23 protein-coding genes and 1 tRNA gene are annotated in these 23,712 nt (G+C 66.5%); 12 read left to right on the top strand and 12 right to left on the bottom strand.

The features are described from left to right. Positions 1–164: 164 nt before the first annotated feature. The gene (locus QQ25_RS10630) at positions 165–857 is read right to left on the bottom strand and encodes a potassium channel family protein (RefSeq protein ID WP_052235739.1); all 693 of its coding nucleotides are present in this window, start codon (positions 855–857) and stop codon (positions 165–167) included. 79 nt (positions 858–936) lie between these two features. Here QQ25_RS10630 and QQ25_RS10625 point away from each other — a divergent pair, with 79 nt between their 5' ends. Further along, positions 937–2,433, top strand: a complete 1,497-nt coding sequence (locus QQ25_RS10625; protein ID WP_039378540.1) for a potassium/proton antiporter — start codon at positions 937–939, stop codon at positions 2,431–2,433. 18 nt (positions 2,434–2,451) lie between these two features. Here QQ25_RS10625 and QQ25_RS10620 read toward each other — a convergent pair whose 3' ends face one another. After that, a complete protein-coding gene (locus tag QQ25_RS10620) occupies positions 2,452–3,498 on the bottom strand; it encodes a ferritin-like domain-containing protein (protein ID WP_039378539.1) in 1,047 nt (348 codons plus the stop codon). A 210-nt stretch (positions 3,499–3,708) separates the two neighbouring features. Between QQ25_RS10620 and QQ25_RS30135 the strand changes: the two genes are divergently transcribed. Next, positions 3,709–5,370 (top strand): YCF48-related protein, encoded by a 1,662-nt coding sequence (locus QQ25_RS30135; RefSeq protein ID WP_131546147.1) that lies wholly within the window; start codon positions 3,709–3,711, stop codon positions 5,368–5,370. Positions 5,371–5,561: 191 nt separating this feature from the next. Next, positions 5,562–5,984 carry a DUF6319 family protein gene (locus tag QQ25_RS10610; protein WP_039378700.1) on the top strand — a complete coding sequence of 141 codons (423 nt, stop codon included), beginning with the start codon at positions 5,562–5,564 and terminating at the stop codon, positions 5,982–5,984. 57 nt (positions 5,985–6,041) lie between these two features. Here the strand turns inward: QQ25_RS10610 and QQ25_RS30130 are convergent, their stop codons facing one another. The 4 genes from QQ25_RS30130 to pgm form a co-directional block, all read right to left on the bottom strand. Continuing rightward, entirely contained in the window at positions 6,042–6,299 is a 258-nt protein-coding gene (locus tag QQ25_RS30130) for a DUF3297 family protein (RefSeq protein WP_064871842.1), read from the bottom strand. Positions 6,300–6,474: 175 nt separating this feature from the next. Further along, a tRNA-Ala gene (locus tag QQ25_RS10600) sits at positions 6,475–6,547 on the bottom strand. 55 nt (positions 6,548–6,602) lie between these two features. Beyond that, on the bottom strand, positions 6,603–7,865 hold the full coding sequence (locus tag QQ25_RS10595; protein WP_039378538.1) for an MFS transporter: 1,263 nt from the start codon (positions 7,863–7,865) through the stop codon (positions 6,603–6,605). Further along, positions 7,862–9,496, bottom strand: a complete 1,635-nt coding sequence (gene pgm / locus QQ25_RS10590; protein WP_039378537.1) for a phosphoglucomutase (alpha-D-glucose-1,6-bisphosphate-dependent) — start codon at positions 9,494–9,496, stop codon at positions 7,862–7,864. Before pgm ends, QQ25_RS10595 begins: the two co-directional genes overlap by 4 nt. A 71-nt stretch (positions 9,497–9,567) precedes the next feature. Between pgm and crcB (QQ25_RS10585) the strand changes: the two genes are divergently transcribed. The 7 genes from crcB (QQ25_RS10585) to mbtN all read left to right on the top strand — a co-directional run bounded on the left by crcB (QQ25_RS10585) (position 9,568) and on the right by mbtN (position 15,443). Beyond that, on the top strand, positions 9,568–9,966 hold the full coding sequence (gene crcB / locus QQ25_RS10585) for a fluoride efflux transporter CrcB (RefSeq protein ID WP_039317966.1): 399 nt from the start codon (positions 9,568–9,570) through the stop codon (positions 9,964–9,966). Positions 9,967–9,974: 8 nt separating this feature from the next. Continuing rightward, positions 9,975–10,340 (top strand): fluoride efflux transporter CrcB, encoded by a 366-nt coding sequence (gene crcB, locus QQ25_RS10580; RefSeq protein ID WP_039317965.1) that lies wholly within the window; start codon positions 9,975–9,977, stop codon positions 10,338–10,340. Next, positions 10,337–11,401, top strand: coding sequence for a putative PII-like signaling protein (locus tag QQ25_RS10575; RefSeq protein WP_039317963.1), 1,065 nt, complete (start codon positions 10,337–10,339; stop codon positions 11,399–11,401). The genes crcB (QQ25_RS10580) and QQ25_RS10575 overlap by 4 nt, the downstream gene beginning before the upstream one ends. A gap of 209 nt (positions 11,402–11,610) precedes the next feature. Beyond that, positions 11,611–12,339, top strand: a complete 729-nt coding sequence (locus tag QQ25_RS10570; protein ID WP_039378536.1) for a sulfite exporter TauE/SafE family protein — start codon at positions 11,611–11,613, stop codon at positions 12,337–12,339. Positions 12,340–12,430: 91 nt separating this feature from the next. Continuing rightward, positions 12,431–12,700 carry a mycobactin biosynthesis acyl carrier protein MbtL gene (locus tag QQ25_RS10565; RefSeq protein WP_039317957.1) on the top strand — a complete coding sequence of 90 codons (270 nt, stop codon included), beginning with the start codon at positions 12,431–12,433 and terminating at the stop codon, positions 12,698–12,700. Further along, positions 12,697–14,271: a long-chain-fatty acid--ACP ligase MbtM gene (gene mbtM / locus QQ25_RS10560; protein WP_039317954.1), complete on the top strand. Its 1,575-nt coding sequence runs from the start codon at positions 12,697–12,699 to the stop codon at positions 14,269–14,271. Before QQ25_RS10565 ends, mbtM begins: the two co-directional genes overlap by 4 nt. Beyond that, positions 14,268–15,443, top strand: a complete 1,176-nt coding sequence (mbtN, locus tag QQ25_RS10555; protein WP_039317952.1) for a mycobactin biosynthesis acyl-ACP dehydrogenase MbtN — start codon at positions 14,268–14,270, stop codon at positions 15,441–15,443. The genes mbtM and mbtN overlap by 4 nt, the downstream gene beginning before the upstream one ends. Positions 15,444–15,456: 13 nt before the next feature. On the opposite strand, the gene QQ25_RS10550 is transcribed toward mbtN, so the two are convergent. Next, a complete protein-coding gene (locus QQ25_RS10550; RefSeq protein WP_039317950.1) occupies positions 15,457–16,107 on the bottom strand; it encodes a GNAT family N-acetyltransferase in 651 nt (216 codons plus the stop codon). Between the two features lie 61 nt (positions 16,108–16,168). Beyond that, positions 16,169–16,528, bottom strand: coding sequence for a DUF488 domain-containing protein (locus tag QQ25_RS10545; protein WP_039317948.1), 360 nt, complete (start codon positions 16,526–16,528; stop codon positions 16,169–16,171). A gap of 20 nt (positions 16,529–16,548) precedes the next feature. On the opposite strand from QQ25_RS10545, the gene QQ25_RS10540 reads away from it, so the two are divergent. Beyond that, positions 16,549–16,755, top strand: a complete 207-nt coding sequence (locus tag QQ25_RS10540; protein WP_039317946.1) for a hypothetical protein — start codon at positions 16,549–16,551, stop codon at positions 16,753–16,755. A 19-nt stretch (positions 16,756–16,774) separates the two neighbouring features. On the opposite strand, the gene QQ25_RS10535 is transcribed toward QQ25_RS10540, so the two are convergent. From QQ25_RS10535 to QQ25_RS10520, 4 genes are all read right to left on the bottom strand, one after another. Further along, entirely contained in the window at positions 16,775–19,375 is a 2,601-nt protein-coding gene (locus tag QQ25_RS10535) for a helix-turn-helix transcriptional regulator (RefSeq protein ID WP_234706062.1), read from the bottom strand. A gap of 169 nt (positions 19,376–19,544) precedes the next feature. Beyond that, on the bottom strand, positions 19,545–20,690 hold the full coding sequence (gene nagA / locus QQ25_RS10530; RefSeq protein WP_039317941.1) for an N-acetylglucosamine-6-phosphate deacetylase: 1,146 nt from the start codon (positions 20,688–20,690) through the stop codon (positions 19,545–19,547). Next, a complete protein-coding gene (gene nagB / locus QQ25_RS10525; protein ID WP_039317937.1) occupies positions 20,691–21,476 on the bottom strand; it encodes a glucosamine-6-phosphate deaminase in 786 nt (261 codons plus the stop codon). Then, positions 21,477–21,956 (bottom strand): PTS sugar transporter subunit IIA, encoded by a 480-nt coding sequence (locus tag QQ25_RS10520; protein WP_039317934.1) that lies wholly within the window; start codon positions 21,954–21,956, stop codon positions 21,477–21,479. A 145-nt stretch (positions 21,957–22,101) separates the two neighbouring features. On the opposite strand from QQ25_RS10520, the gene QQ25_RS10515 reads away from it, so the two are divergent. After that, on the top strand, positions 22,102–23,697 hold the full coding sequence (locus QQ25_RS10515) for a PTS transporter subunit EIIC (RefSeq protein ID WP_039317930.1): 1,596 nt from the start codon (positions 22,102–22,104) through the stop codon (positions 23,695–23,697). Positions 23,698–23,712 lie beyond the last annotated feature (15 nt).

Here is a 23,712-nt window from a genome sequence, read left to right as displayed (position 1 = left end):
ATATATTAGTGTGAATTTAATTCATACTTTTGTTTTTTCGTTCTCCCCCACCCGATTTTCCTCCCTGCCCCGGACCCACCGGCGAACGCGCCGACTGGTGGTGGTACACACCCTTCCAACCCCAACCACCACCATCGACGAACTAGCCGCGGGAGCGGCACGCGTCACGGTTCGTCGGAGACTACTTCCCGGAGGAACTGACCGCCGTGGATAGCGGCCAGTAGTGAACTCTCTGAGGTGCGGTTGGCGGTGAAGAGCAATTCGTCTCCGGCCTCGAGCACATCGTCGGGTTTGGGCAACCGGACCTTGTCTCCGCGGACGACCGTCACCAACGCGGTGTCCGCCGGCAGGTCCAGCCGGTCTACCCGCTGCCCGACCACCGGGTTATCGTGCGGCAGCGTGAGTTTCGTCAGCTCTACCCGTCCCCCGCGCAGCATCATCAGCCGGACCAGGTGGCCGACATCGATGGCACCCTCGACACCGGCCACCAATGCCCCGGGTGTCGACACCGCGACATCGATACCCCAGTCCTGGCCGAACAACCATTGGTTGCGGACGTCATTGATGCGCGCCACCACTCGCGGCACCCCGAACTCCGACTTGGCCAGCAACCCGACCACCAGATTGGACTTGTCGTCACCGGTGGCCGCGATCAGGACATCGGCGGTTTCGATGCCGGCCTCCTCCATCGCGGAGAGTTCGCAGGCGTCGGCCAGTAACCAGTCGGCGCTCGGCACGGTGTGCGGCTCGTATCGCCGGTGCAGCCTTTCGATCAGCAAGACCTTGTGACCGTTGTCGAGCAATTCCCGCGCAACGGAACGGCCCACGTTGCCCGCTCCGGCAACCACCACTCGCATATTTCCGTCCGCCACTCAGTCATCTTCGCCTATTCGCATGGCCCACTCACGCCCCTTCGTCCTGATTAACTAACTCTCGATGAGCCTGAACCAGCTGTACCTGACCTTGCTCACCGGCGGCGTCGTGCTGCTGGCAAGCATCATCGGCACGCGGGTGGCGACCCGGATCGGGTTCCCCAGCCTGCTGTTCTTCCTGCTGGTCGGAATGGTGCTCGGGGTCGACGGGATCGGGCTGGACTTCGACAACGTTGAACTGGCCCGCAACGTGTGCACCACCGCACTGGCGATCGTGCTCGTCGAAGGCGGTCTGACCACACGGTTCTCCGATATCCGCGGAGTACTGGCACCCGCAGCCGTGCTGGCCACCGTCGGAGTGATGATCAGCACCGCCATCACCGCCGTCGGCGCGCACCTGCTGCTGGGCATGGACTGGCAACTCGCGCTGCTACTCGGCGCGATCGTCTCCTCCACCGACGCCGCCGCGGTGTTCTCGGTGCTGCGGATCCTGCCGCTGCCCCGTCGGCTGGCTGGTCTGCTGGAGGCCGAATCCGGTTTCAACGATGCGCCGGCCGTGATCCTCGTACTGATGTTCAGCGTGGTGCCATTCGTGTTGCACCCCGAAGGCGCCATCACCCACCTCGCCTACGAACTGATCACCGGTGCCCTGCTGGGTCTGGCCGTCGGGTTCGCCGGGGCATTCGCGTTACGCCGTATCGCGCTGCCCGCCTCCGGTCTCTACCCGATCGCCACTTTCGGGCTGGGTTTCATCGCGTTCGCTGCCGCCGGCAGTGCCCACGCGAGCGGTTTCATCGCCGCCTACCTGTCCGCCGTGGTGTTGGCCAACTCCGGTCTGCCACACCGGTCGGCGACCCGTTCCTTCGCCGAAGGGGTGGGCTGGCTAGCCCAGATCGGCCTGTTCGTGCTCCTCGGGTTGCTGGTGAACCCGCACGACCTGGCCGGCGACATCATCCCGGCGATCGTCATCGGGCTGGTGCTGCTCCTGATCGCCCGGCCGGTATCGGTGGTCCTGTCGCTGGCCGGGTTCCGGATCCCGTTCCGCGAACAACTCTTCCTGTCCTGGTCGGGGTTGCGCGGTGCGGTGCCGATCGTGCTGGCGACGTTCCCGATCGTCGCGGGTGTGCCCGACAGCTACCGGTTGCTGAACGTCGTGTTCGTCCTGGTGGTGATTTTCACCCTGATACAGGCGCCCAGTATCCGATTCGTGGCGAATGCGCTGGGGCTGATCACCCGCGACATCACCCGCGAGATTCAGGTCGAGGCCGCACCCCTGGATGTGCTCGACGCCGAGTTGCTGACCATGACGGTGCAACCCCATTCCCGGCTGCACAACGTGACCATCCTCGAACTGCGGCTACCCGACCCCGCGGTGATCACGCTGATCATCCGCAACGGGCGCACCTTCGTCCCGCTGCCGGACACCCGCATCGCCGTCGGCGACGAACTGCTCATCGTCACCACCAGCAGAACCCGGCACGCGGCCGAGGCGCGGATGCGGGCGGTGAGCCGGCGCGGCAAACTCGCGTACTGGTTCGACGAATACGGGCTCGAGGACTGAAGCGGGCACAAGTACCCGTCACGGAGTGGCGGTCAGAAACTCCCACGTTGGCCCAGCGTTGCGCCCGGTCGGCTGACCGTCTTTAACGACCTCCGTTTTGCACAGATCCTGGCCGGCGCGCTTGAGCGCGAACATCAGATCGAAGACGGAGTCGAACGCCGTCGGGTCCCCGGCGAAGGTCTTGTGCAGGGCCGTCAGCAGGTCGGTGAGGCAGCGAGCGAACTTCACAGCCTTCTGCCCCGCCTCAGATTGCGGGTCGAGGTCGGTCAGCCGCTGGTTCGCGGTGATCGGGAAGACGCCGGTAGGGTCGTATGGGATCTCGGGCCCGGTGAACGAGAAGCCCTGCGGAACAGTGGAATCAGCGACGAGTTCCCGGCCTTTGATGATCTGTTCGAACCGGTAGTAGTGCGCTACCTCACCGGCAGCGTCCTTCGGTGATGTCTGGGTTCCCTCACCCTCGCGGACGATCACGTCGATGGCGGCCGACGCCGAGGTCACATCGACGATGGGAATCAATCGCGGAAACTCGAAACCCGTGTCGCTGAGTAACTGTCCGGTGGTGTCGCCGCGGAACGCGGAGTCGCCTAGTTGCGTGAGTTTCTCCTCAAGGGCGGCATAGAACGCCCCGATGGTGGCGAAGGCCGGCGCTTCTGCAACGCCGGGGAAGTGCAGCGGATCCTCGGGATGCTCGATACCCATGAAGGTGCGCTCCACGACGTCCAACGAAAAGCGCTCGACGCCAACGACGAGGCCCGAGGAAACCGCCATCGGCAGTTTCGAGGGATACGCCGGGACGAAGCCAGCGCTCGCGATGTCCGGCGTCCCACCCAACGCGATGAGAAGGTTGCAGCACAGCAGCATGTGCAGCATCTCGTCCACCGCCACACTCGACAGAATCCGTCCGATCTTGGCGTTGCGCTGGGCATCCAGCGACATCATGGCGGTGAGATACGGCGGCATGGTGGCGAATTCCAGCTCGATCGCGTGCTGGACGCTCTCGTGGAGGTCGGCCGCTGAGCTGGCCTCGTTGACCGCGTCGAGATAACGGGTTTCGAGTTCGACCATCGCCGCCGCCTCCTCGTGTCACCGGTCTTCCTCGCTCAGTGTGCGCGGGCGCTGCGGCGAGCGCGTGAGTAGCCGACTACGTGTATCGCGGGTCTCGCGACTGCCCATACGGGCACGGATCGAGTAGCCGACTACTCGCGCCAACTACCCATCACGAGGTTGATAGTCAGGGCACGGCGCGCGACAGATATGGCCGAAAGGGGCGGCGCGATGGACTTTCAGGGTGTTGTGGCAATTCTGGACGAGTCGATCGGCGGGCCGGGGGTGGGCATCGGCGCTCACCAAGCCTTCTGGCGCGACATCAGCCGCGATGAGTTCGTCGCCAAGAAAGTGATCGGCAAGAAACTCATCGTCATAGGCGACGGCGCTAATTCGAACCTGGTGCGCGCACTCAAGGGCGAAATCCCGTTCGGTTCCGACCTTCCCGGCGCCCCGCCCGAGGCGACGACACGTCGCATGCCCTCCGGCCGGCAGCCCGTGCCCGCCGAATCCATCGCTGCGATCGAGCAGTGGATCAACGACGGATGCCCGGAGAAACCCGCTGTGCAACCGGCGATCTGGCGGGAAACGAACGCACCGGCAGCCACGTCACGCACCGATGACATTTGGTTCATCGACTCACAGCGCGGCTGGGCGGTCAACAGCGACGGTCAGATCCTGCACACCGAGGATGGGTTCGCGACGTTCCAGGAACAGTTTCATGACGAAGACTCGGGCCTGTATCTGCGGTCGGTCGGGTTCGCCTCGGCCACTCGCGGCTGGGTAGGTACGACCACACCCGGCAGACAGCTGTTACAGACCGCCGACGGCGGGGCCACGTGGACCGAGGTGGCCAACTTGCCCGATCTGGCACCGCCTTTCGTGTGCGGCCTGTCCGTCGTCAGTGAGTCCGTCGTCTACGCCTCAGGCACCAACGATCCCGGTATGCCCGTACGCGTCATGCGCACCATCGACGGCGGGGCGACGTGGCAGGCCAACGACATGTCCGACCACGCCACGATTTTGATCGATATCTACTTCACCGACACCGACACCGGGTGGGTCGTCGGCGGCAAGGCCGCGCGGCCAACCCCGCCGATCCCGCACGATCCGCGAAGCCACATCAAGCCAGTCGTTCTGCACACCACCGACGGTGGACTGACATGGACAAACACAGTCGAGGGCCTGACCGATCAATTCCCCCTCGGGGAATGGGGATGGAAGATCCATTTCATCGATGATCATGTCGGGTTCATCTCCCTGGAGAACTTCTCCCAGGCTGCCATCCTCAAAACCGTTGACGGCGGTCATACTTGGGCCCGTATCGAAGTCCAGGACCCCCAGGGCAACGTCAACCTCGAAGGCATCGGATTCCTCGACGAGAACACCGGCTGGGTCGGCGGCTGGGGCAGCACCGATTTCCGCAAAGGCTTTTCCAGCGCCACCACCGACAGTGGAATGACCTGGAAGGACGCCAACGAGATCGGTCGATTCATCAACCGGTTCAGGTTCTTCCGCGACATCCCGCTCGGATACGCATCCGGGAAATCGGTCTACAAATACTCGGCCGAACCCGTCCCGCCCGCCATCGCCGGAGTCGCCGAATTCGGACCGCACCTGCTCGCCGACAACGAGCCGATGGCCGGCGCACTGCCATTGCCGGTCACGGTCGACGTGCCTCCAGACGCCGGCAGGCTCATCGTCTGTATCTGGGACCACTTCGCCAAACACGTCACGCGTCTGATCGATGAAGCCAGGCCGGCCGCCGGCGCACGCACCCTCGAGTGGGACGGACATGACGACGACGGCCGCGCCCTGCCTGCCGGGGACTATCTGATCCGGGTGACCGTCGACGGAAGCTCCGAAAGCCGAATCGTGTATGTGACGGGGTAGCTTGCGTTTGTCGGCACTTGGCGATGCCATTGGCGGCCAACCTATTTCGTCGAAGTGCCATCGTCTCGGTGGTCACTCACACCCCCGACACGCGCGGCGACTTGACCGCAGGCGTCGAACGTGTGTTCTAATGTCTCCGACCGCCAGCCCGCCCAGCGTAAGCGATGTTCGAAAAGGAGTTCGCCGTGACGATGACTGTAGACGCCCTGGCCCCAGAAGCTTTGACCCCCGACACCGACACTCCCGCCGATTCGGTCGCACCGACCGAGAACGCCGCGCCCACCGCTCAAGCCCCGGTCGACGACAAGCCCAAGAAGGCGCCGGCCAAAAAGGCGGCAGGCAGGAAAGCCAAGACCATCGAGCTGACCCTCACCGTCACCGGTACCGCCGACGGTGAGTGGCATGCCGAGCTCAAGCAGGGCAGCACTTACCTGGCGCGCAACGTCGCGGTCGCGGCCGCTGCCGTCTCCCGTGCCGCCAAGGAACTTCACGAGGACCTCTCCACCCCGATCGACGAGGTGATCGAAGAGGCGCGTTCGCAGCAGGCCGCCAAGGTTGCCGCCCTCGAAGCCGAACTTGAGGCAGCGCGAAAGGCCTTGTCCGACTTGGAGTGAGGCTGGAGCCGGCTTTTCCGACGGGGAAATTGGGATTCGAACCCCGAGGGGCGTCCGCTACTTTTCTTGGCGGAAATAAGGTTCAACGGTGCCGCTGACCTTGACGACCATCGGATTTCCGCGACGATCCTTGGCGGTAGGAACTTCGACACGCACCCAACCCTCGGCCACGTCGTATTCGTGGACATTGGATTTCTCGACGCCATTGAAGCGAATACCCACATCGCGGAGGAGCACCTCTTCGTCATAGAAGGGGCTGCGGGGATCGACGGAGAGGTGATTCGGTGGAACGTCTGTGTTCTGATCCTCGGGCATGATGGCTTTCGTTGAAGGCTGCGTTAGGCGCTTGGATTTGATTCCCTAAGAACCTACGCGACCTGTAGTGGCGGGTTCCGGCTAGGTCCTGGCGAGCTACCCTCGGGGGGATTCGGCCACAACAATCCCCGCACAGCAAAGAACCCGAAGCCGTCTGACTTCGGGTTCTCAAACGTGGAGCTAAGGGGATTCGAACCCCTGACCCCCACACTGCCAGTGTGGTGCGCTACCAACTGCGCCATAGCCCCGTTTGTCGTGCCCCACGAAGTTACACCACGGCCACCCGCCATTCAAAATCGCTGGTCAGGGAACCTCTCCGCCGGCTTCCGGGCCCAGCGCGCGGGCCGGCGTGTGCTCCGCGGAGGGCCGTCCGCGGGTCTCGGGAGCGAAGATCCAGCCCACCGCGGCCACGAGCAGAATCACCCCGCTGATCACGAAGGCCCACGAGAACGACAGGTACTGCGCGATCAGCCCGACCAGCAGCGAGCCGCCGACCGAACCGACGTCGGCCATCATCTGGAACGTCGCCACCGCAGTGCCGCCGCGCGCTTTGTTGCCGATGATGTCGGCCACCGCGGCCTGTTGAGGCGCGGTGAAGATCCCGGTCGAGAATCCCGCGATGTAGGCGCTCACCAAGAACAGCGTCAGCCCGTCGGTGAACCCCACCATCACGGTGGAGATCCCGGCCGCCGTGAGCCCGACGATCATCAGCAGGCGGCGCCCCACCCGGTCGGAGAGGTAACCGCTGGGGATCACCGCGGACACGTTGCCGACGGCGAACGTGGCCAGCGCCAGTCCCGCCATCCCGGGACCGCGATGCAGCACATCGACGATGAACAACGGCACCAAGGCAATTCGGAGGCCGAACGCCGACCATCCGGTCGCGAAATTCGACAACAACGCCGCCCGGTAGGCAGGGTTGCCCAGCGCCGTGCGGACGGTCACTTTCGCACCGTCGTCCGGCGCGGGCGCGGCCAGCGACGAGTGCCGCAGGCTGACGAACACCACGGCGGCAGCAACCGTCAACGCGGCACCGTAGATGACGAACGGGGCATTCAGTCCGAGCCCGGCGGTCAGGCTGCCGAGCACCGGCCCACCGACCGAGCCGACCAAAAAGGCCGAGGAGAACATTCCGGCGACGCGGCCGCGGGCGTCCTCCGGGCTCACGCGGATCATCAGCCCCAACGCCGACACGAAGAACATCGTGGAACCGACACCGCCGAGCGACCGGAACAGCAGCAGCTGCCAATACGTCTGCGCGAACGCACACGCACCGGTGGTGACGGCGACGATCAGCAGGCCCCAGACGTAGATCCGGCGCTCCCCCAGCCGCTGGATCAGCGCCCCGGTGGCCGGGGCGAAACACAGCCTCATCAGCGCGAACGCGGTGATGACGAACGTCGCGGCGCTGATGCTGACCCCGAAGTGGCGGGCGTAGGCCGGCAGCACCGGCGCCACCACCCCGTAACCGAGCGCGATGACGGCGTTGGCGACGATCAGAACCCAGACTTCACCGGGCAACTTCGGCTTGGCGTCGCTCTGACAGTCGCCCTCCGTAACGCTCACCCAACGACTGTATTAACCACGTCCTTCGCGGCCTCCTGCACCTCCGCCAGATGCTCGGCTCCGAGGAAGGACTCGGCGTAGATCTTGTAGACGTCCTCGGTGCCCGACGGCCGTGCGGCGAACCAGGCGTTCTGCGTGGTGACCTTGAGTCCGCCCAGCGCCGCACCGTTGCCCGGCGCGGCGGTCAACTTGGCGGTGATGGGTTCACCGGCCAGTTCGGTGGCGCTGACCTGCTCGGGTGACAGTTTCGCCAGCCGTGCCTTCTGGTCCCGGTCGGCCGGCGCGTCGATGCGCGCATAGGTCGGCGAGCCGTAGCGTTCGGCCAGTTCGGCATAGCGCTGCGACGGCGTCGTCCCGGTGATCGCCAGGATCTCCGAGGCCAGCAGCGCCAAGATGATGCCGTCCTTGTCGGTGGTCCAGGTCGAACCGTCGGTGCGCAGGAACGAGGCCCCGGCGCTTTCCTCGCCGCCGAAGCCGATACCGCCGCCGATCAACCCGTCGACGAACCACTTGAACCCGACCGGCACCTCGACCAGCTTGCGATCCAGCCCGGCCACCACGCGATCGATGATCGAACTGCTCACGGCGGTCTTGCCCACCGCGGTGGCCGCCGGCCAGTTCGGGCGATGGGTGTAGAGGTAGTCGATGGCCACAGCGAGATAGTGGTTGGGATTCATCAGCCCGCCGTCGGGGGTGACGATGCCGTGCCGGTCCGAGTCGGCGTCGTTGCCGGTGGCGATCTGGTAGGAATCCCGATTCGCTATCAGCCCGGCCATGGCGTTGGGCGAGCTGCAATCCATCCGGATCTTGCCGTCGGTGTCCAGGGTCATGAACCGCCATGTCGCGTCCACCAGCGGGTTCACCACGGTCAGGTCCAGGTTGTACCGGTCGGCGATGGCCCCCCAGTAGTCCACGCTGGCCCCGCCCAGCGGGTCGGCACCGATGCGGATCCCCTCGGCCCGGATCGCGTGCAGGTCCACCACATTGGCCAGATCCGCGACATAGGCATCGAGATAGTCGTGACGCTGTGCCATCTGCAATGCCCGCGACAGCGGCATGCGTTTCACCGACTTGAACCCCTCACGCAGGATCTCGTTGGCGCGCTTGGCAATCCAACCGGTTGCGTCCGTGTCGGCGGGTCCGCCGTTGGGTGGGTTGTACTTGAAGCCGCCGTCGCGCGGCGGGTTGTGTGAGGGGGTGACGACGATACCGTCGGCCAAATCCGAATCGCGGCCACGGTTGAACGTCAGGATGGCGTGGCTTACCGCGGGCGTCGGGGTGTAGCGGTCGGCCGAATCGATCATGGCCACAACATCATTGGCGGCCAGCACCTCCAGAGCCGACGCCCATGCGGGCTCCGACAGGGCATGGGTGTCGCGGCCGATGAACAACGGTCCGGTGGTGCCCTGTGCGGCCCGGTACTCGACGATGGCCTGAGTGGTGGCCAGGATGTGACCTTCGTTGAACGCGGTGTCCAGACTGGAGCCGCGGTGCCCCGAGGTGCCGAACGCCACCTGCTGCGCGATGTCGTCAGGGTCGGGTCGCCGGGTGTAGTACGCGGTCACCACCGCCGCGATGTCGATCAGATCCTCGGGTTGAGCCGGTTGCCCGGCGCGGGGATTGGCAGCCATGGTTCCCGATTGTGCTCCCCAACGGATGTCGCTGCCCGCCAGTCGCGCACCAACAGCCATACTTTTGGCTTATGTTCGGCCACGATCCCCGAGAATTGGCCGCGGTGTTCGTCGGCGGCGCCCTGGGCACGCTGGCACGCGCCGGCCTGGCGGTGATCGCGGCCCACGATCCCCATCGATGGCCCTGGCCCACCTTCATCGTGAATATCGTCGGCGCGTTCCTGCTCGGCTACTTCACCACCCGCTTGCTGGAGCGGCTGCCGGTGTCCAGCTATCGCCGTCCGCTGCTGGGGACGGGGTTGTGTGGCGGGCTCACCACGTTCTCCACGATGCAGGTCGAGACCATCACGATGCTCGAACACGGCCAGTGGGTGTTGGCCGCCGGCTACACCGTGGCCAGCATCGCTGCAGGCCTGCTCGCCGTCGCGCTCGCGACCGCGCTCGTCCGGCGGTCCGCGGTGCGAGGTTGAGTGCCCCGATGACCGCCGTCGTCTGGGCCGGGGTGATGCTGCTCGGCGGCCTGGGCGCGGTGTGCCGGTTGCTTCTCGACCGCGCGGTGTCCGCACGACATTCCCGGGGATTCCCGTTCGGCACCCTGGCGGTCAACCTCAGCGGCGCCCTTCTGCTGGGCTTCCTCGGCGGCCTGGCGCTGAACCCACACGCCGCGTTGCTGGCCGGCACCGCATTCGTCGGCTCCTATACGACGTTCTCCACCTGGATGCTGGAAACCCAGCGGCTCGGCGAGGAGCGCCGGATCTGGCCGGCGATCGGCAACATCGTCGTCAGCGTCGCACTCGGTCTGGTCGCGGCGTGGCTGGGCATGTCACTGGGGAGCCGCCTGTGACCACCACCGATTACCTCAAGCTCACCGCATACTTCGCCGAGCGGCTGCGCCATGAGCACCGGTTCGTCGCCGATGCACTCCTGGATCTGTACGGAGGCAGCGACATCGCGATCAGCGTGATGATGCGCGGGATCGCGAGCTTCGGACCACACCATCACCTGCGCACCGACGAGACATTGACCGCCTCGGAGGATCCGCCGGTCGCCATCGCGGCCGTCGACACCGCCGACAAGATATCCGCACTGGCCGAGCAGACCGTGGCGGTCATTCCCCGCGGGCTGGTCACCCTCGAGCGCGCTCAACTGATCCGCCGCGAGTCGACAGCACCGACGGTGGCAGACATGTGCAAGTTGACGGTGTACGTCGGCCGCCATCACCGAGTCGGAAGGATTCCGGCCTACCGCGCCGTGTGCGAAGTGCTCCACGGGCACGGCTTCGCCGCGACCACAGTCTTTCTCGGCGTCGACGGGACAGTGCACGGCGACCGTCGGCGCGCCGAGTTCTTCGGCCGCAACACCGAGGTACCGCTCATGATCATCGGGCTGGGGGCCGGCGCCCAGGTGAACACTGCTCTCGGTGAGCTCACCGAACTGCTGGACAATCCCCTGCTCACCGTCGAGCGGGCGCAGCTGTGCAAGCAGGGCGGGCAACTGCTGGCCCGGCCGGCCGCACTGCCCGCAACAGACGCCGAAGGCCGGCCGCTGTGGCAGAAGCTGATGGTCCACACCTCCGAAACCGCACAACATCACGGTGTCCCGATCCACCGGGCCATCGTGCGCACACTGCTCGAATCCAAGGCGGCCGGCGGCGCGAGCGTGCTGCGTGGAGTCTGGGGTTACAGCGATGGCGGTAAGCCCCACGGGGACAAGCTGTTCCAGGTGGGCCGGCAGGTGCCGGTGACGACGATCGTCGTGGACACGCCCAAACGGATCGCCGCATCCTTCGACGTCATAGACGAGATCACTCGCGAACACGGCGTGGTCAGCGCGGAGGTGGTTCCGTCGGCCACCGTCGTCGACGACGGTCAGCGCTTCGGCGGGACCGATCTGGCGCGTTTCTGAGGGTTCCGAGCACCCGCCGGCGCCGAGCGAGGCAGACCAGCCGTTGCTACGGTGAACGGGATAGCGCCTAGGGTTCCGGTGCGCCAGTCATGGTGTGCGTCTGGTCCGAGCGGCGCCACCGTAGTCCTGGACGGGGTGCGGTCATCTGAACGGACAAAAGCCTGGAGGATCTCCGTCGGCGTGCCCCACGCCGACGAGAAGGTCCTGCGATGTTGACTCTCGTCCTGGTTTTCATTCTCGCGCTTGGCGCCGGAGCACTCGGCGGTCTGGTGGGCACCGGATCGTCGCTCGTACTGCTTCCGGTGCTGGTGCTGCTGTATGGACCGCGCGCGGCGGTGCCGATGATGGCGATAGCAGCCGTGATGGCCAACGTCGGCCGCGTGGCCGCCTGGTGGCGACAGATCAGCTGGCGCCCCGTGTTCGCCTACTCGGCAACAGGCGCCCCCGCCGCAGTCCTCGGCGCGCACACACTGCTGACGATCTCTCCGAAGATCGTCGATGGGCTCCTGGGTGGGTTCTTTCTGGTGATGATTCCGGTCCGCAGAGCAATGGCGAAGCGAGGGTGGCGGGTGCGGCTGTGGCAGCTCGGTGTCGCGGGCGCTGTTGTGGGCTTCTTGACCGGACTGGTCTTGTCGACCGGACCGTTGAGCGTCCCGATGTTCACCGGATATGGGCTCAGCGGAGGTGCCTTCCTGGGATCCGAAGCGGCCAGCGCCTTGCTGCTTTACACAGCCAAGCTCGCCACCTTTGGTCAAGGCGGCTCCCTGACAACGGGTGTCATCGCTGACGGGGTGGCGATCGGGACGGCGTTGATGATCGGCCCATTCTTGGTCCGGCGGATCGTGCAACGACTTCGACCGCAGACCTACGCTCGCCTGATCGACATGGTCCTGGTTGCCGCCGCCACCGGCATGTTCATCGCCATGGGCTCGGTCTGAGCGCACACCCGGTCGCAGACTTAGTTATCGACCTCACAACAGCCTTGGTAAGGCTAGCCTACCTTTCATCAGGCGTGTACCGTGCCACCCCATGCAGTCGACAACACCCGAAGCGGTCAGCGCCGCCCTCACCGAGATCCTTCGCGACGACATGAACGTCGATGTCCGCCGGGTGACCAGGGAATCCCGACTGATCGACGACGCCGGGCTGGACTCCGTGGCGTTCGCGGTCGGGATGGTGGCGATCGAGGACAAGCTCGGGGTTGTGTTGTCCGAAGAGGACCTGCTGAGCTGCGACACCGTGGGCGACCTCGAAGCGGCCATCCTGGCGAAAGTGCCTGCCGCGCAGAGCAGCCAGTGAGCGTGCTCGCCACGGCGCTCGCCGCGTCGCTGACCACCACCGACGCCGACCTCGTGGTGTACGACCAGGAGACGAGCACCTGGATCCGCCGGCCTTGGGGCGAGATGTACGCCCGCGCCGAGAATGTCGCCGAACAGATCGGCCAGGACGGTTCGACAGCTGTCGGCGTGGTCGGTGAGCCCACGGTCGAGGGAATCGCGACGGTCCTCGGCGCGCTTCTGGCCGGTGCGGCGCTATCGGTACTGCCCGGCCCGATCCGGGGCGCCGACGTGGATACCTGGGCGCAGTCCACCATCAACCGGTTCGCCGGTATCGGAGTGGGCACGGTGTTCAGCCACGGTGGCTATCTCGATCTGCTCCGGACAGCCGAGACCTCCCTGCCGATCCACGACCACGCCGTCGTCGCCCACGCCCAACGCTCCACCACGCTGCCGCTGGGAACCGGCCCGTTCGCGGTACTGCAGGGCACTGCGGGTTCCACCGGTACGCCCCGTACCGCGCAGCTGACGCCCTCGGCAGTGCTCGCCAATCTGCAGGGACTCAGCGAGCGGATCAGCTTGTCGCCCAACGACATCGGCTGCTCGTGGCTGCCGCTGTACCACGACATGGGCCTGACATTCCTGCTGGCCGGGGCGCTCGGCGGCATCGAAGTGTGGCAAGCACCGACCCTGGCGTTCGCCGCCTCGCCGTTCAGCTGGGTGCGCTGGCTGACCGAGAGCCACGCCACCCTGACCGCCGCGCCGAACATGGCTTACGGCCTGATCGGCAAATACTCCAAACGGCTGACCGATCTGGATCTGTCGGCTGTGCGGTTCGCACTCAACGGCGGTGAGCCCGTCGACTGCGAGGCCACCAGCCGCTTCGGCACCGAGTTGTCCCGCTTCGGCTTCAACCCCGGTGCCCTGTCACCGTCCTATGGGATGGCCGAATCATCCTGCGCGGTAACAGTTCCCGTTCCAGGTCTCGGCGTCGTCCTCGACGAGATCACGGTCGCCACGGACGCCGGCTCCAACCGCCAGCAGCTCGCGGTCCTCGGTGACGCCATCCCTGGAATGGAAGTGCGGCTACGCCCCAGCGAGGACAATGCGGGCATCGTCGACCGCGAGGTCGGCGAGGTGGAGATCCGCGGCACCTCGATGATGACGGGCTACCTCGGCCAGGCTCCCCTGAACCCCGACGAGTGGTTCGCCACAGGCGATTTGGGCTACTTCGTCGACGGTGGCCTGGTGGTCTGCGGACGCAGCAAGGAACTGATCACGGTGGCCGGACGCAACATCTTCCCCACCGAGATCGAACGGGTTGCCGCCCAGGTCAAGGGTGTTCGTGAAGGCGCGGTCGTGGCCGTGGGCGCCGGGGAGAAGTCGGTCCGGGCCGGGCTGGTGATCGCAGCGGAGTTCCGTGGCGACGATGAGGCCGGGGCCCGCAGCCAGGTCATCCAACAGGTGGCATCCGAGTGCGGCATCGTGCCCGCCGACGTGGTGTTCCTTGCGCCGGGGTCACTGCCCCGCACCTCCTCGGGCAAGCTGCGCCGCCTTGAGGTCAAACGACAATTGGAGACAGCGAAGTCATGACCACGCTCACACCAACGCCGACTCCGGCCACCACCACGCTCGACGAGTACCGCGACCTGCTGGATCGGGCATTCGACAGCCAGGTCAAGGAGTGGACCGCCGAAGCCGAAGAGACGGAGAGCTTTCCGCGTCAGCTCATCGAGCACCTGGGCCGCAGCGGGGTGTTCAGCGAGAAATGGGGCGACGGTCAACAACCCGACGTGGCCAAGCTGATCGAACTTGCCTTCGCACTGGGCCGCAACGGTTCGTCCGGCATCGGCGTGGGGGTCAGCCTGCACGATTCGGCAATCGCCCTGCTGCGCCGCTTCGGGAAATCCGACCACCTGCGAACGATCTGCGAACAGGCCGTCCACGGCGAGGCCGTGCTGTGCATCGCGGCCTCCGAGGAATCCGGAGGTTCGGACCTTCAGATCGTAGAGACCGAAGTACGCACCGCCCGCGATGGATTCGAGATCAAGGGCATCAAGAAGTTCGTCTCGCTGTCCACGATCGCCGATCACATCATGGTGGTGGCCCGCAACGTCGACCACGATCCGACCAGCAGGCACGGCAACGTCGTCGTCATCGCGGTGCCGACCTCTCAGGTCGAGATCCAGACGCCCTATCGCAAGGTCGGCAACGGACCCCTGGCCACCGCTGCGGTGCACATCGACACATGGGTGCCCGCCGATCACCTGGTGGCCCGGGCCGGCACCGGCCTGGCGGCGATCTCCTGGGGATTGGCCCACGAACGCATGTCGATCGCTGGGCAGGTCGCCTCCGGATCGCAGCGGATTCTCGGAATCACGTTGGCGCGCATGATGAAACGGCGGCAGTTCGGGCAAACACTATACGAGCACCAAGCGCTGCGGATGCGCATCGCCGATCTGCAGGCTCGCGTCGACCTGCTGCGTTACGCCCTGGCCGGGGCGGCCGCGCAGGGCAAGCTCGATCTCCGGGCCGCCGCAGCCTTCAAGGTGACCGCCGCACGCCTGGGCGAGGAGGTCGCATCGGAGTGCATGCACATCTTCGGCGGCTCCGGCTATCTCGTCGACGAGACGCCACTGGGCAAGTGGTGGCGTGACATGAAGCTCGCCCGCGTCGGTGGCGGCACCGACGAAGTGCTGTGGGAGCTGGTGGCCGCGGCCATGAAGCCCGATTACGAGGGCTACGCGGAGTTCGCCGGATCCTGAACCGGTTCTCCGATCACCCGGCGGCGCCCAGGGTGTCGTCGGGTGTACGCGGCAGTGCGTAGAGGGCCATCCGGCGGTTGGACATCTGGTGCTCGCCGAGGAACTCGCATCCGGCCCATTCGCACACCCGGCGGGCGCCGGTGTTGCGATGGTCCGGATCGAACATGATGCGCCGGCAGTTCGGTTCGAGTTCGAACACGTTTGCCACGATGCGCGGCAGCAAGATCGGACCCATACCGCGGTTGACGAATCTCAGATCGGCGATCGCGGCGTGCATGCCGATGTCATACGGGTCGGCGGCGTAGCGCGGCGCGATCGAATCCTTGGCCGCCCGGTACAACTCGACGTAGCCGACCGGCTTGCCGCGAAAGCTCGCGATGAACGGCCGTGAGTATTCACCGTCAAGCTGAGCCTGCAGGTACCGGCGCCAGCGCTGCGGCTCCCAGTCGTACTCCCAGGCTTCCACCAGGTGCGGGCGGTTCATCCACTCCGATACCAGCTCGGCGTCGACGGCCGCGTCGGCCACCCGGATGTCGTACGGCTCGGCGAGGACAGGGGTGGGCGGGGCGTCGACAGCACGCACCTCGTCGGTGATGTCGGTCAGCTCGCGTTTGAGGACGGGGGCTCCCGGCACGTCCGTCACGTCGGTATCGATATCGCTCATTTGAGCGCCGAGCCTACCGCAGCGAATGAGGGTAGGTTTACCTTCCTCCGCGCGGCGCGATTCAGGTCAACAGCCCGGCAAGCACACTCAGGTGGCTGAGTTCGAGGTCACGGGTGGCCGTCACCAACGTGACGGTCCCCTTGCCGACCAGCGCCCGCAACTCGTCGAGCGCGGTCGACTCCTCGCCGGACTGCAGCTCCTGGGTATAGCGCGCTGCGAACTCCTCGTAGCGCTCCGGCTTGTGGTCGTACCAGTGACGCAACTCTGTGGACGGGGCAACCTCGGGCAGCCAGTGCCCGACCCGCGGATCGGTTTTCTTCAGCCCCCTGGGCCACAGTCGATCGACCAGCACCCGCTGCCCCTCATCGGGTTCGGGATCGGTGTACACCCGAGCCAACCGCACACGGTTCTTTTCGGCCATCACATGCCATGGTAGGAGGCATGAGCGTCGACCGGTTGGCAGATTTGCAGCGCTGGGAGGATTCCGGCGCTCACTGGCGCGTCCTCACCCGCACCGCCGACAGCCTCACGATCGCCCTGCTGCGGTGCGACGGCGGTGAGGAGGTGGACCGGTTCACCTCCAGCGATCCGCGGCTGATCGAGTTCGTGGGTGTGCGGGCTTCCAGCGAGGATCCCGAGCCGACGTAGGTCTCACCGGGATAGGTCCTCACCGGGCCCGGCGGTAGCGCACCAGCCGGGCCAGATGCGATCGGTCCTCGACGCCGACCTTGGCGAACACGCGGTACAGATGCCCGTCGACGGTACGTACGGACAGGCACAACAGATCGGCGATCTGCCGATTGCTCAACCCCGAATCGACGAGGTCGGCGATCTCCCACTCACGCTCGGTGAGCGGCAGTGGCTCCCCGGTGCAGCGCAGTGCCGGGGACTCCGCTCCGCCCTGGGCGGACAGCCACCGCGCTCTGGCGGCGGATTCCAATTCGGCACCGCGGCAGCCGGCCCGGGCATACTCGCGGGCCGCGTGGGCGGCAGCGTCGGCGGCCAGCGCGAGCGCGCCGAGCGCCTCAAATGTGTCTGCCGCGGCGACCAGTTGGGCGGGATCGTGCCGAGCCAGGCCACGGCTGTGGGCGCCGATCGCCTCGGCCATCCGGCCACCGTGCAGGGGCACCAAATGCCGGATTCGCCCGTGGCCCGTTGTTGCCCCGAACCGCAGCGCGGTGTGTAGAGCGGTGAGTTCGACCGCATCCATCCCGGCATCCTTGGCACGGCGCGCGGCCTGCAGGGCGTGCTCCACCGAGACCGCGGTGTCACCTGCGGCGGCCGCCGCCCAGCCTCGGGCCAGCTCCCACTCCGGCCGGAACACCTCGAGTGACGGCCCCACCGCGGCAGAGCCGGCCCGCGCCAAGGTGGCCGCTGCGGCGATGCCGTTGCCGCGCATGCCCTCGGCCTGGGCCAGCCACGCGGCAACGATCATCAGCCAGCCGGGGGGAAGCCCGTGCGGGGTGGCCCACATCGCGGCCCGAAGTGCTTCACAGGCCGAAGGCAAACAGCCACGGGCCAACTCCACCCGCCCGGACAACGCGCTGACGATGGACTCGGCCTGCGGCGAACCGGCCGCCAGAACGGCATAGCGGTCACACACCCGGCGTGCCGCCGCCAGCTCGCCGTCCGCCACATGAGCCGACACCTGCGCGAAGGCCAGCCAGTACCGCTGCAGTCCCGACTCGCAGCTCGCGGCCGCTCGTTCACCGGCCCGCACCACCGCGGCGACGTCGTCGGATCGGCCCGAAAGGGCCAGTGCGCCCGAGGCTCCCAGCGCCGCCCACATACCGGCCGTCGGCGACACGTCATCGTCGAAGCCGGCGGTGCCCAGCCTGACCGCGTCGGCCATGTCACCGACAAAGAATGCGAAGACCGCTTCCATCGCCGCCACCAGGCACGATGTCTGCGAACGGTGTATCCGCTCACGAAGCATCGTGAGCACCGCGTGCGCGGCTTCCGGACGGGCACAGCCGAAGAACAGATTCGACGCTCGCAGGCAACCCCACCGGGCCAACCCGGGCACGTCGTCGGTAGCCGGTACATTCCGGGCCAACAGCTCCTCGGCTTGCTCGCCACGACCCTGCCGGCTCAACGCATCGGCCAGCACGATGGCCGCGGGCACTCCGGCGCCGTGATCCAGTGCGTAGCGCGCGAGTTCTTCTCCGAGAACCAGATTGGACATGGTGACCGCACTTGCCGCAGCGTCGGCGATGACCTTCGGATCGGCCGGGACATCACCTTCGACCATGAATCGTGCCAACTGGATGCGTCCCCGCACATCGGCAACGGCGCCGCCGCCAGACTGCACGTGGTCCTGCAGCAGCCCAGCCAGTTGTGTATTGATCTGCCGGGAACGGCTTTTCGAGCAGCGGCTGCGCGCGACCTCTCCGGCGATCGGATGGCCGGGCCGCACGAGCGTGCAGGCCGCATCGTTGAGCACCTGAATCGCTCCCCTGCGCTCGACCCGGGCGATCGCATCGGCGTCGCAGGCTCGGACGAGCACGTCCCAGTCGAGCACCTCGGCTGTCGAGACGACCTCCACCACATCACGTTCATCCGGTGTCAGGGTGTCGAGCCGGGAAGCGATGAGCGCGTAGAGGTCCGCGCTCGCCCGCAACTGCCCGTGTAATCGCCAGCGCCCCTGATCACAGGCCAACACCGCATCGGCCAGCGCTGCATTGAGCGCACCCCGAAGGTAGAGCGGGCTTCCGGCGGAGAACCGATGCAGCTCGCCGACCGCATGCTCGTCGATCTCACCGCCCAGCACCGCCGCGGCCAACTCACCGGTCTGCGCCCTGGTGAAGGGTTCGAGGTCCATCCGCAGCAGTAGCTGTTCCTTCCACAACGTTGTCACGGCGTCGGAGATGGTCGCGCCGTTCTGCATGGTGACGATCAGCTTCGGCGAGCCGGCCACCGCCAGTTGCTGGACCAGCAGCGCCGACAACGAATCCAGGTGCTGCACGTCATCGACCACGATGAGCAGATCGGGTTCGGACGCCAACGCCTCGTGGGCTGCCGCCAGCATCACCGTCGGATCACGTGCGTCGGGCAGGGTCAGTGCGTGACGAAAGGCCCCCAGTGACACCGCGCGCCCTGTCTCGGTGCCCAGCACGAACCGCACCGGGCAGCCGTCGGCCTCCAGTTCGTCGGCCAGAACGCGGGCCAAAGCCGATTTGCCGACTCCGGCACCGCCGGCCAGAACCACACCCCGGGAACCGCCGCGCAATGCCTGCGCGGCCTCGCGCTGTTCGGCATCCCGTGCCACAAATGGCCAGTCCGACAAAACACCCCCAGATGCATTCCCTGAGCCGGGTGGTACCCAGCTCCGACGCTACGCCGGTGCAAGAAACCGTAACGGCCAATCACCACCGCCGCAGCGCGGATCCTTGCCTCAGAAAACAATTTTCGGACCGTCGAGCAGTGCCTCAGGCGACCTATGCCGTGGGCTCCAACTCCCACACGCCGCGACGCAACACTGCCTCCACCTTCAGATCCCGACCCAGGACCACGAGATCGGCTGCAGCACCCGGCGTCAGGTCGCCGCCAGGCAGACCGAGGGCTCGCGCCGGGTTGAGCGCGGCCTGGCGAACAGCGAGCATCAGGGCCTCGTCGCCTGCCAAACCGCAATGGGCCACGGCGAATCGGACCACGTGGTCCATGGTCGCGGTGCTCCCGGCGATGGTGTCGGTGCCCCCGACGAACGCCACCCCGTCCGCCACGTCGACCTCGACCGGCCCCAGGTGATAACGGCCGTCGGCCATGCCGGTGGCGGCCATCGCGTCGGTGATCAGCGACACCCGGTCCGGTCCGACAGCACGCGTGACGTGCCGGTAGACGGCCGGTGCGAGGTGGACCCCGTCGGTGATGAGTTCGACTGTGACAGAGTCATCTTCGAGAAGAGCGATCACCGGGCCCGGCTCGCGCCGGTCGATCGGGCGCATGGCGTTGAACAGGTGAGTGCCGATGGTGGCACCGGCGGCGATCGCCGCGCGGGTCTGTTGGTATGTCGCCTCGGTATGACCGACGGCCACCACCACACCGGCGTCGACCAACCGCTCGATGGCCGCAAGCGCACCAGGACGTTCGGGGGCGATCGTCACCATCCGGACCGTGCCCGCGGCGGCCGCGAGTATCCGGTCGATCTCGTCCGGATCCGGATCACGCATGAGTGCCGGTTGATGGGCCCCGCACCGCACCGTCGACAGCCAAGGACCTTCGAGGTGGATCCCGTCGATCCGCCCGGCCCGGACGTCCTCGGCCAGCACACCGACCTGGCGCAGCAGATCGTCCGGACTCGTGGTGACCAGGGAGGCGATCAGGGTCGTGGTGCCGTGCCTGCGGTGCAGTGCCACCGCGGCTGACGTGTCGGCCCGCGATGCGATCGAGAAACTGCCCCCACCACCGCCGTGGTTGTGAGTGTCGACGAAACCCGGCACGACCGTCACCGGACCGAGGCCGCGATCGGCAGGACGAGGCGCAGCGCCTGCCCCCAGCGCCGTCACCCGGCCGCCGGACACCTCAATCCACCCCGGCCGCAACAGTTCTGCGCCCGTGATCACGGTGTCGGCGGTCAACAACACTCAGATACCCTGCCAATCCGGCTTCGAGCGGTAAGTCTCACGGTAGTAGTCGATGAGCTGAAGCCGTTGCGCCGCAGAGTCGTCGAGCAGAACCGTGACATGCGGGTGATGCTGCAGGATGGTCGCCGGCCACATGGCGCTCACCGCACCCTCGACGAGATGGTGCACCGCTTCGGCCTTGCTGCGCCCGTGGGCCACCAGGATCACATGCCGGGCCGCCATGATGGTGGCCAGCCCCTGGGTCAGGCAATGCGTCGGCACCGCGTCGAGGTCGTCTCCGAAGAACCGGGCATTGTCGAGGCGGGTCTGGCGGGTCAGTGTCTTGATGCGGGTGCGCGACGCCAGCGAGGATCCCGGCTCGTTGAAGGCGATGTGCCCATCGGTGCCGATACCGACTATCTGCAGATCGACACCGCCCGCATCGCGAATCGCGTCCTCGTACGCCGCGCACGCCGCAGGAATGTCGGCCGCCAGACCATCGGGCCCCTGCACCGCATCCGGGGCGAAGTCGACGCGGGATACGAATACGGTGTCGATCACATTGCGGTAGCGCTCAGGATGATCCGCTGGCAGGCCGACGTATTCGTCCAGGGTGAACCCCCTGGCCTGCCGGAATGAGATCAGCCCGGCGGCACACCGCGCGGCGAGTTCGTCATAGATCGCCAGCGGCGACGAGCCCGTGGCCAGACCGAGGACCGCGTCTGGTTTGCGGCTCAGCAGCGCCCCGATCGCGTCGGCAGCCACGCCACCGATCGCCGCGGCACCGGCCAGGATGACGACCTCCATCTACCGATCCTGCTTGCTCGCCGTGAAAAGCTCTGCGCCCGAGTCGATATCGTCTCCGGCCTGGACGGGGCCGGCCACGGTCACGTTACGGGCCTCCCGCTCGTCCATGACCACCACCGGGACGATCGGATTGAGGCCCTTCGCCTCGACGGCGGGCACGTCGTAGGTGATCACGACCTGACCGGCGACCACCTGATCGCCCTGGCTCACATGCGTGGTGAATCCTTCGCCGTTCAGCGCGACCGTGTCCAACCCGAGGTGGACCAGCACGCCCACGTTGTCGGCCGTCATGATCACGTACGCGTGCGGCATCAGCTTCAACAATCTGCCGCTGACCGGGGCAATCGCGTCGACCACGCCACGCGACGGGTCCACCGCCGCGCCGTAGCCCACCATGCCGGCCGAGAACACCGGATCCGGAACATCCTGGAGTGCCACTGCGCGCCCGGCGACCGGGGCGAGTACCTGCGTCCTGCTCACTGTGCGACTCCTTCGTGGCGCGGCGTGCTCGTGCCACAAACAATACGAGCGTGCCCGAAACCGGGCCGCGAGTTCGCGGGTTCTCGTCTAAGCTTCCGCACAGCTTCGCGGCGGGTCGCGCCGGTTGCCAGGAGGGCGGTAGGCGATGAGCAGTCCGACGAATTCCGTAGGTGCACAGTCGAAATCAGGCTTGCGCATACCCGCTTTCGCGCAACTACAGCGACTCGGCAAGAGCCTCATGTTGCCCATCGCCGTGTTGCCCGCGGCGGGCATCCTGCTGCGGCTGGGCCAACCCGACCTGCTGGGCCGGATCGATTCTCCCGTGATCGGCCCTTTCTTCAAGGCGATGAGCGCCGCGGGCGACGCATTGTTCAGCAACCTTCCCCTGCTCTTCGCCGTCGGTGTCGCAATCGGCTTCGCCCGCAAGGCCGACGGGTCGACGGCGCTGGCCGCGGTGGTCGGCTATCTGGTGATGTCGGCGGTCTTCAAGACGATGTCCCCCATCGTGCTGGCGGGCGAGGTGGACAAGGCCGGCGATCAGGCACAGATCAACTACAGCGTGTTCGCCGGCATCGTAGTGGGCTTGTTGACGGCATGGCTGTTCGACCGTTACCACACCATCCAATTGCCTTCCTATCTCGGCTTTTTCGGTGGACGCCGATTCGTGCCGATCGTGGTGTCCCTGGCGAGCCTGTTCATCGCCTTCTTGATGAGCTACTTCTATCCGATCTTCGACACGGGGCTGACCGGACTCGGCCGGTTCATCGGCGGCAGTGGCGCGCTGGGCGCCTTCGTCTACGGTTTCGCCAACCGCATGCTGATTCCCTTGGGCCTGCACCACATCCCGAACTCATACGTGTGGTTCATCTACGGCGACTATCAGACCGCGGACGGCAACGTGGTCACCGGTGAGCTCACGCGCTTCGCGGCCGGCGATCCGACGGCGGGCATCCTCACCTCTGGGTTCTACCCGGTGCTGATGTTCGGATTGCCCGCCGCGGCCCTGGCGATGATCCTGGCCGCGAACCGCAAGCAGCGCAAGGTTGCGGTCGGCATCCTCTCCGCCGCTGGTCTGACCGCCTTCCTGACGGGCGTGACCGAGCCGCTGGAGTTCGCATTCATGTTCGTGGCGTTTCCGCTCTACGTCATCCATGCGGTCCTGACCGGGCTGTCCCTGGCAGTCGCCTACCTGCTCGACATCCACTTGGGCTTCTCGTTCTCGGCCGGACTCCTCGACCTGCTGCTCTACGGTGGCGCGCCCGCCGCGAGGAACATCTGGCTGCTCATCGCGATGGGAGCGGTGGTCGCGGTCATCTACTTCGTGTTGTTCTACGTGGCGATCACGAAGTGGAACATGCGCACTCCGGGACGCGAGCCCGAGTCAGAGTTCGAGGCAGAGGAGCAGGCGAACCTGGGCGAGGGCGCCGATTCCACTGCTGCCGGCGGTGCCGGCGATCCCACAACGGCCGGCGGAACCGCCACCGAAACCCTCACCGCGCCCGCGCGGGCAAACACCCAGGCCGAACAGATCATCGCAGCGTTCGGTGGTCGCGAGAATCTCGTCAACGTCGATGCCTGCATCACCCGGCTGCGGATGGAAGTGGCGGACAAGTCCAAGGTCGACCAGGACCGGTTGAAGGCGCTCGGCGCCGCTGGCGTGATCGAAGTCGGCAACAGCGTTCAAGCGGTGTTCGGCACCAATTCCGAGGCGCTGAAGAACGCGATCATCGACAGCCTGTAGGCGCCGGGGTCAGCC

This window comes from Mycolicibacterium setense (assembly GCF_000805385.1).
Lineage (GTDB): Bacteria > Actinomycetota > Actinomycetes > Mycobacteriales > Mycobacteriaceae > Mycobacterium > Mycobacterium setense.
The sequence above is the reverse complement of the archived record's forward strand: the minus strand, read 5'-3'. Positions and strand labels throughout refer to the sequence as shown.